General features: G+C 40.9%; 6 protein-coding genes and 2 pseudogenes. 1 reads left to right on the top strand and 7 read right to left on the bottom strand.

Annotation, left to right across the window (positions count from 1 at the left end; all coding sequences use genetic code 11):
• A pseudogene (locus PRIP_RS18320) lies at window positions 1–145 on the top strand (IS256 family transposase); the annotation flags it as partial.
• A gap of 131 nt (window positions 146–276) precedes the next feature.
• Here the strand turns inward: PRIP_RS18320 and rlmD are convergent.
• The 7 genes and pseudogenes from rlmD to PRIP_RS15135 form a co-directional block, all read right to left on the bottom strand.
• Window positions 277–1,635, bottom strand: coding sequence for a 23S rRNA (uracil(1939)-C(5))-methyltransferase RlmD (rlmD, locus tag PRIP_RS15165; RefSeq protein ID WP_036102286.1), 1,359 nt, complete (start codon window positions 1,633–1,635; stop codon window positions 277–279).
• A 69-nt stretch (window positions 1,636–1,704) separates the two neighbouring features.
• Complete coding sequence (locus PRIP_RS15160; protein ID WP_036102283.1) at window positions 1,705–2,466, bottom strand: hypothetical protein; 762 nt, start codon at window positions 2,464–2,466, stop codon at window positions 1,705–1,707.
• A 152-nt stretch (window positions 2,467–2,618) separates the two neighbouring features.
• Window positions 2,619–3,560 carry a diacylglycerol kinase gene (locus PRIP_RS15155; RefSeq protein WP_036102280.1) on the bottom strand — a complete coding sequence of 314 codons (942 nt, stop codon included), beginning with the start codon at window positions 3,558–3,560 and terminating at the stop codon, window positions 2,619–2,621.
• Window positions 3,561–3,727: 167 nt separating this feature from the next.
• Complete coding sequence (gene gatB, locus PRIP_RS15150; RefSeq protein WP_036102275.1) at window positions 3,728–5,158, bottom strand: Asp-tRNA(Asn)/Glu-tRNA(Gln) amidotransferase subunit GatB; 1,431 nt, start codon at window positions 5,156–5,158, stop codon at window positions 3,728–3,730.
• Window positions 5,148–6,627, bottom strand: a pseudogene (gatA, locus tag PRIP_RS15145) (Asp-tRNA(Asn)/Glu-tRNA(Gln) amidotransferase subunit GatA). The gene gatB and the pseudogene gatA overlap by 11 nt, the downstream one beginning before the upstream one ends.
• Before the next feature lie 26 nt (window positions 6,628–6,653).
• Entirely contained in the window at window positions 6,654–6,947 is a 294-nt protein-coding gene (gene gatC, locus PRIP_RS15140; RefSeq protein ID WP_036102271.1) for an Asp-tRNA(Asn)/Glu-tRNA(Gln) amidotransferase subunit GatC, read from the bottom strand.
• Between the two features lie 71 nt (window positions 6,948–7,018).
• On the bottom strand, window positions 7,019–8,140 hold the full coding sequence (locus tag PRIP_RS15135; protein WP_036102268.1) for a CamS family sex pheromone protein: 1,122 nt from the start codon (window positions 8,138–8,140) through the stop codon (window positions 7,019–7,021).

Raw genomic sequence — 8,140 nt, 5'->3', positions numbered from 1 at the left:
TCTCAAAGTCCTGTATTTACGCGTCAAGGAACTGCACGCGAAGTGGGCAGAGGGACATATCCAAAACTGGTCACTCGTCATGAACCAACTTCTTCTTTTGGATTCTCTTAAGAATCGTGTGTCGCATTACATTTCTATTTCTTAATTACACACTTTTCTTGACAAACCCTACGATGTTATAAATTCTACATTATCCGACATAAAAAATATCCTTTCGCACGGAACTTGGTTTGCGGCCAGTTCTAGTATAGCGAGAGGATATTTTTTTATATCTTTTTATCTTTCCAGCACCGTTACACACTCGACATGACTTGTTTGCGGGAACATGTCTACTGGCTGCACAATATTAGCTTCATATCCACCTTCTGTCAACACTAGCATATCACGTGCTAGCGTCGCCGGATTACACGATACATACACGACACGTTTTGGCTTCATTTTCAAAATCGTTTGTAATAGTGCGTCATCGCAGCCTTTTCTTGGTGGATCAACAACGAGCACGTCTGCCTTAATCCCCTGCTTAAACCAGTCAGGAATCACCTCTTCTGCTTTTCCAGCCGCAAAAGTAACATTATCCATCTTGTTTAGCTTCGCGTTCGCACGGGCATCTTCAATGGCTTGTGGCACAATTTCCACGCCATATACATGCTTCGCTTCTTTTGCCAAACAAAGCGAAATCGATCCAATACCACAATACGCATCAATCACCGTCTCTTCACCAGTTAAGCCAGCCAACTTCAATGCTTCTGCATATAAAATTTCTGTTTGTTCTGGGTTCACCTGGTAAAACGAGCGCGCCGAAATAGCGAAGGAAATACCATGAATCGTATCCATAATGTATTCACGCCCTTCCAAAACAACCGTTTGCTCGCCAAAAATGACATTTGTATTGGCAGTATTCACGTTTTGCACTAGTGACGTTAATTCAGGAATTGACCGTTGCAATTCCGCTATAATCTCTGTTTTGTTTGGGAAATCCATTTTTGTCGTTACAATAACGAGCATCAACTCACCCGTCGTCGTCGCAAATCGCGTCATTAGATGGCGAAAAACGCCCTTTCTTGTTGCCTCGTCGTACGGTTCTACATGATATTTCGCAAAAATCGCACGCGCAGCCTGAATAACCTCATTGTTTTCTTCTTGTTGAATCAGGCATGTATTCATATCAATAATTTGGTGAGATCGCTGCTGATAAAATCCAGCTACTAATCGACCGTTCACAAATCCCACGGGAACTTGTGCTTTATTGCGGTAATTCCACGGATTTTCCATACCTAATGTCGGCAAAACTTCTACATCCTGTTTTCCAATACGTTTCATTACTTGCGCTACTTGCTTTTGCTTCATGCGTAATTGTCCGTCGTAACTCAAGTGCTGCAATTGGCAACCGCCACACTGCGAATACACCAAACATGGCGGGGTTACTCGATCCGCACTTTCTTTTGTTAATTCAATAATTTTTCCGAAACCGTAATTCTTATTCGTTTTTAAAACTCTGATTTGGGCAATTTCATCAGGCAAACCTTGTGGTACAAAAATCGGATACCCATCTATTTTAGCCACAGCATTACCGTCATGCGTTAAATCTTCAAATACAACGTCTATGCAATCGTTCTTTTTTACCGGAGCTCCCATCGTTTAAGCCCTCCCTTTCTCTCGACTCTTCATTATAACAAAAAAAAGGATGAGCGCATACCCATCCTTCTATTTCTTAATCACATATTCTAATCCAACCGGTTGCACAATTTCTTCATCACTATCCGATTTAAAAAAGGCAAGTGATGTCTTCTCTGCGCTGAACTGATAGTGTAGTTCACGAGGATACGCGGTCACAACTTCTCCTGAAGCAAGATTGAAAGAGTCCTCTAAATATTGACTAGATATTTCTGGATCGATGTCTAAAATCGGCGCAACCTTCTCCGCTAAACTGCTAGAATAAACGGTTTCAAGCTTCTCATTCACTTTCAAAGTCTGTTCCTCTACTCGTGCTTGTAGCTTCATGGCTGGTCCTGCTGATTTATCAAGCGTCCCTTTCGTAATCGAATAACTCGTCAAAAAGCCATCGATATTGTCATGCGTATACTGGAAGGCCGCTGGGTTCATCACCGTGGACACTTTATTCGCAAAGACGCGCACTCGGAAACGATTCATGTCTTTATATTTCACATTAACTGAAGCCATTCTTGCTAAAATAGCTTTGTTTGTAGTATCTAAAATTAAATCACCATTCGGCGCAATGGTCGTTACGGTATTATCTCCTTTAATAGGTATAACCAAATTCGGCTCCAACGTTAGACTTGTATTGGTCTTTATCCATGTTTTATTACTTTCTAATAGCTTTGCCTGATCGACCTCTGGCATAACTTCCTCTGCGTTTACATTCCAAAATATAAGAAAACCTGCACCACCAACAACGATGCACGCTACTAAGGCAACGATAAAACGGCTTACACGACTGTTCTTCAAGTCGCAAACACCTTCTTTCTTGTAAATAACTACTGTTTTTTCATTATAACCCATATCACGGATTAATACAAGTTGTTTACAAAAATTACGATATCGTCGTTATTTATTACAAAAAAACGATAATTCCTATTCGAATTATCGTTTTTAACCACTTAATCTATCATTTCTACTTGCTTATTATTCAAATCTGATGCTGGAATATCCGCAACATTGGCGAAAAAGGAAATATGTTGTTTCAAATTCTGGAAGGTCATTGGGGTTTCGCCGCCCAATTCTCCGTCAAGATTTATCAACATTTGGTCATCTGAAAATACTGTTACTTTTTCTGACTTTACATAAATGACATTTGGTTCTTTAATGTGGTCACCACGTAAAGCTAGGGTTACTAAACGAATGAATTCGGCTAGATTGACTTTTTTGACGAGGATTAGTGAGAATTTGCCGTCGTCTAGCTTAGCATCTGGAGCGATTTTTTCGAATCCACCAATAGAGTTAGTAAGACCTAGAAGGAAGAACATTGCTTCGCCTTCAAAAACCCCATCATCGTATTCTACTCTTACTCGTGTTGCTTTTAGGGAAGGTAGCATCTCGATGCCTTTTAAGTAGTAGGCTAATTGTCCAAGCATTGTTTTTAAACGACTGGGAACATCGTAGGTTAGTTCTGTGATACGTCCGCCACCGCCAATATTGATGAAGTAGGTATCATTGGCTTTCCCGATGTCCATGGCGATACTCTCACCGTTTGCAATGATTTCGGTTGCTTTGATAACATCACGAGGAATTTTAAGCGCTCTGGCGAAGTCGTTTGTGGTTCCCGTTGGAATGATACCTATTTTCGGTCGATATTCTTGCTCAGCAATACCATTGATGACTTCATTGATTGTCCCGTCGCCACCTGCAGCAACTACAAGGTCATAGCGATTTTCTACGGCTTTTCGGGCTTCATTTTTTGCGTCATTTTCCTCTGGTGTGGTCGCATGGGAGCTCGTTACATATCCCGCATTTTCTAATATGTTCAGTACATCAGCCAGATTTTTCTTAATAATTTCTCTTCCTGATGTCGGGTTATAAATGACTCGTGCTCTTTTCTGCATAGTATATTCTCCGTCCTCTCTAAAAAACACTTGGAGTATATAGGTGCTTTCACACCGAACATCTTTCATTATACCAAATTCTACTGCAAAAACCCATTCTAAGCTATTAATATCGTATTAAAAAAGTTATTAGAAGCCAGTCTAGGTGCTTCTAATAACTTTTTGGTTTAGCGTTTGTTCATTTCATCAACTAGGATCTCGTTAACCATTGTCGGGTTCGCTTGACCTTTCGTTGCTTTCATAACTTGACCTACTAGGAAGCCTACTGCGCGGTCTTTTCCGTTTTTGAAGTCCGTTACGGATTGCTCGTTTTGATCGAGAATGCCAGAAATAATTGTTCTTAGTTCGCCTTCATCAGAAATTTGAACCAGTCCTTTTGCTTTGACAACTTCTTCTGCGTCACCGCCGTTTGTGATTAACTCTCGGAAGACTTTCTTAGCGATTTTAGATGAGATGGTACCTTTTTCGATAAGTGCAATCATGCCTGCTAAGTTGTCTGGCGTTAGTTTCGTATCGGCAAGTTCTTGTTGCTCGGCATTCAAATACGCGGAAACTTCGCCCATTAACCAGTTCGATGCTTGCTTAGCATCTGCGCCAGCTTGAATCGTTGCTTCGAAGAAATCGGACATTTCTTTTGTTAAGGTTAAAACCATCGCGTCATATGCAGGCAAGCCTAGCTCTGCCACATAGCGCGCTTGACGTTTGTCTGGAAGTTCAGGGATTTCAGCACGAATGCGCTCTTTCCACTCGTTATCAATATATAAGTCTACTAAATCTGGCTCTGGGAAATAACGATAGTCGTCGGAACCTTCTTTAATACGCATCAATGTTGTTTTACCTGTTGCTTCTTCAAAACGGCGTGTTTCTTGTTCGATTATGCCGCCAGCCATTAGCACTTCTGCTTGGCGTTTGATTTCGTATTCGATGCCTTTGCGAACGTTATTGAATGAATTCAAGTTCTTTAGTTCGGTCTTTACACCAAATGCTTCTTGCCCTACTGGACGGATTGAAATGTTGGCGTCACAGCGCATCGATCCTTCTTCCATTTTGACGTCGGAAACGCCTGTGTATTGAATGATGGATTTGATTTTTTCAAGATAAGCATAAGCTTCGTCCGCTGAACGGATATCAGGCTCCGATACGATTTCTACAAGCGGCGTACCTTGACGGTTAATGTCAACTAAAGAGTAACCATGCGATGTATGTGTATTTTTACCAGCATCTTCCTCTAGGTGAAGACGTGTGACACCAATACGTTTCTTCTCGCCATTTACTTCGATATCAATCCAGCCGTGTTCGCCGATTGGTTTGTCGAATTGCGAAATTTGGTATGCTTTCGGATTATCTGGATAGAAATAATTTTTGCGGTCGAATTTCGTATGTTCCGCGATTTCACAATTGATGGCCATCGCTGCTTTCATACCATATTCTACTGCTTTTTTATTCAAAACTGGCAATACGCCTGGCATACCGAGATCTACCACATTTGTATTTGTATTCGGTTCAGCGCCAAAGTGAGCAGGTGCTGGCGAAAAGATTTTAGATTCGGTTTTTAATTCTACGTGGACTTCAAGCCCAATTACTGTTTCAAAATTCATATGTCGCACCCTCCCTTATAAACTTGGTTTTTCTTTTATGGAATTCTGTTGCTTGTTCAAATGCATGCGCCACGCGGTAAATCGTTTTCTCGTCGAAATAGTTACCGATGACTTGCAAGCCAACTGGCATACCTTCTGAAAGTCCACAAGGAACCGAAATCGCTGGAAGTCCTGCCAAATTAATTGGAATCGTTAATAAGTCGTTAAGGTACATCGTGATTGGGTCATGAATCAAACCACCAATATCAAAAGCAACTGTTGGTGCACTTGGTCCGATAATCACATCATAATTCGCAAACACATTCGCGAAATCTTGTTTAATCAACGTACGTGCTTGTTGGCCTTTCTTGTAATAGGCATCATAATAACCAGAGCTTAATGCAAAAGTTCCAAGCATAATGCGACGTTTGACTTCATCGCCAAATCCTTCCGCACGTGTTTTCTTGTAAAGTTCTTCTAGTGTGTGCGCGTTTGGCGAGCGGTAGCCATAACGTACGCCATCAAAACGAGCCAAATTCGAAGAGGCTTCACTAGATGCCAAAATATAATAACTTGCAACGCCGTATTCGGAGTGAGGTAAAGATACTTCATCCCATGTTGCGCCTAAGTCTTCTAATGTTTTCAACGCTTTAAGAACGGCTTCTTTCACGCCAGGTTCTACACCTTCACCAATGTATTCTTTCGGAACACCGATACGTAAGCCTTTAATATCACCCGTTAAATGCGCTGCAAAGTTCTCTACTGGTTGATCGATAGACGTGGAGTCATGCGGATCTACACCTGAAATTGCTTCTAGTAAGTAGGCATTATCTTCGACTGTACGCGTAATCGGACCAATTTGATCAAGTGATGAGGCGAAAGCAATTAAACCATAACGAGAAACGCGGCCATATGTAGGTTTCATCCCAACAACACCACAAAAAGCGGCAGGTTGACGAATCGAACCACCAGTATCTGAGCCCAGTGAAAATAAAACTTCACCAGCAGCAACACTCGCAGCACTACCACCTGAAGAGCCACCAGGTACTTTGTTCAGATTCCAAGGGTTAGTCGTTGTATGGAAATACGAATTTTCTGTGGAAGAGCCCATTGCAAATTCGTCTAAATTTACTTTTCCGACGTTAATAACTTGCGCTGCTTTTAATTTTTGCATCACTGTCGCGTCGTAAATCGGATCAAAGTTCTCTAAAATCTTACTTGCTGCTGTTGTCCGCAAATTCTTGGTCACAATATTGTCTTTAATGCCAATTGGTAGGCCAGCTAACATATTATTTGGATCAATCCCAGCATCGCCTAACTCTTCTGCAATGTCTAGTGCTTTATCACGATTTAATGTGATGAACGATTTCACTTTATCCTCAACAGCATCAATACGGTCAAATGATTCTTTGACAAGGTCGTACGGTGCAATTTCTTTTTTTTACAAGCTTTTCATGTAATTCTTTTACTGAATGCTCAAATAATGCCAAATTAATTCCCTCCTAGTTTTCTAACATTAGTCTTCCATAATCGTTGGTACTTTGAACATGCCGTCTTGTTTGTCTGGCGCGTTTTTTAGTACTTCTTCTCTTGGTAAACCTGGAATTGACACGTCTTCGCGAAGTACATTTGATACTTCAATCGCGTGTGATGTTGGTTCCACATTAGCTGTATCTAATTCATCCAACTTTTCTACCATATGAATGATATTTCCTAATTGTTCAGCAAATTTCTCTGCTTCTTGATCATTTACTTCTAAGCGTGCCAAGTTAGCCACTTTCTCTACTGTTTCTTTTGAAATAGTCGTCAAAATTTTTCCTCCTTATTGTTTAGAAGAAAAGTACCGAATCATGTCTTAAACGATACTTTCCTTCTTGAAAATCAATCAAAAATATGTGCTGTTGGTGTTTTATCGTCTACTTTACGCGTAATCAGTGCGGCTGTACCATCAGTTGTAGTAATGTTAACCTGAATTGCGGCATTTGTCGAGAGATGTTTCCCAATCAAATCCGTCACATATTGCGTAAATCCAATAATTTCAGCTTCTCCGTAAAATTGCAATGGAATATCGATGTTCAGTTCAGCCATCTCGCCATCTTCATAACGAGCACGTCCCACAACGCCAGTGTAATTTGGATAGTATTTCTCAATGTCTGCTTTAAAGTCTTCAAAAGAAGTATTATCCGTCTTGTGATCTGCTTTTGCATCAGCAGATGGTAAAACGTAAGTCTTCTCGTCAATTGTTTTCCATTTCCCAAGGTCTGAACCGTTTGCTGTCGTCATCGCGATAAAATTACCTGGGACAACGCCATCACGTTTTCCTTGTTTGTAAATTGCGATGGTTATTGGAACACTATCCAAGCCTTTTGTTGCGCGAATCCGGCTCAAAACAGTTGCTGCCATTTCTTTACCTTGCTTGAGTAACGTGCTATCCGAAATATTTTGCTCATAGGTCGCGCCATATTTCTCTTTTTGGTAATAATCTACAGAGTTCATCGCTAAAGCAATGGAAATACCTCCGAGTCCAACTGTGTTTTTATCGGTTTCTTTCAAATAGTCTTGTTCTAAAATATGCGCCAAGTAAATTGGGGCACGTTGATCGCCACTTTTACCATTGTCTTTCGGGTTTAATCCGTCTTTGTTCTTATCACTAGAACGATCGAGCCATTTCGTCAATGTTTCAGTCGTTAAATATTGCCCCTCTTGGAACAAATAATTGTCCGGCGAATAGTTTTGTTGCGATAAACGCATTAGACCAGATTCCAATTCATTAATATCATAGCGTGAATTAATATTGGACACGACTAAACCGCGTGATTTACTTGGTTTGTACGGCAACACGGTTTTATAATAGTCTGCGGAAATTTGATTTTTTGTCATAATGCCAGTTTCAGCTTGTTTCGTGTCTTTTTTCTGCACAACTTGCTCGTCCGAATTGAGGCTCGGGGCGCATCCTGCGAGTAAAAGCGCGGTGCTGAGGGAAACTGCTAGTAATTTTTTCAT

Origin of the sequence: Paenilisteria riparia FSL S10-1204, from assembly GCF_000525995.1 — a bacterium.
In the GTDB taxonomy this organism is placed as follows: Bacteria; Bacillota; Bacilli; order Lactobacillales; family Listeriaceae; genus Listeria_A; species Listeria_A riparia.
Note: the sequence above shows the minus strand (reverse complement) of the source record. Positions and strands in the feature narration are given on the sequence as shown.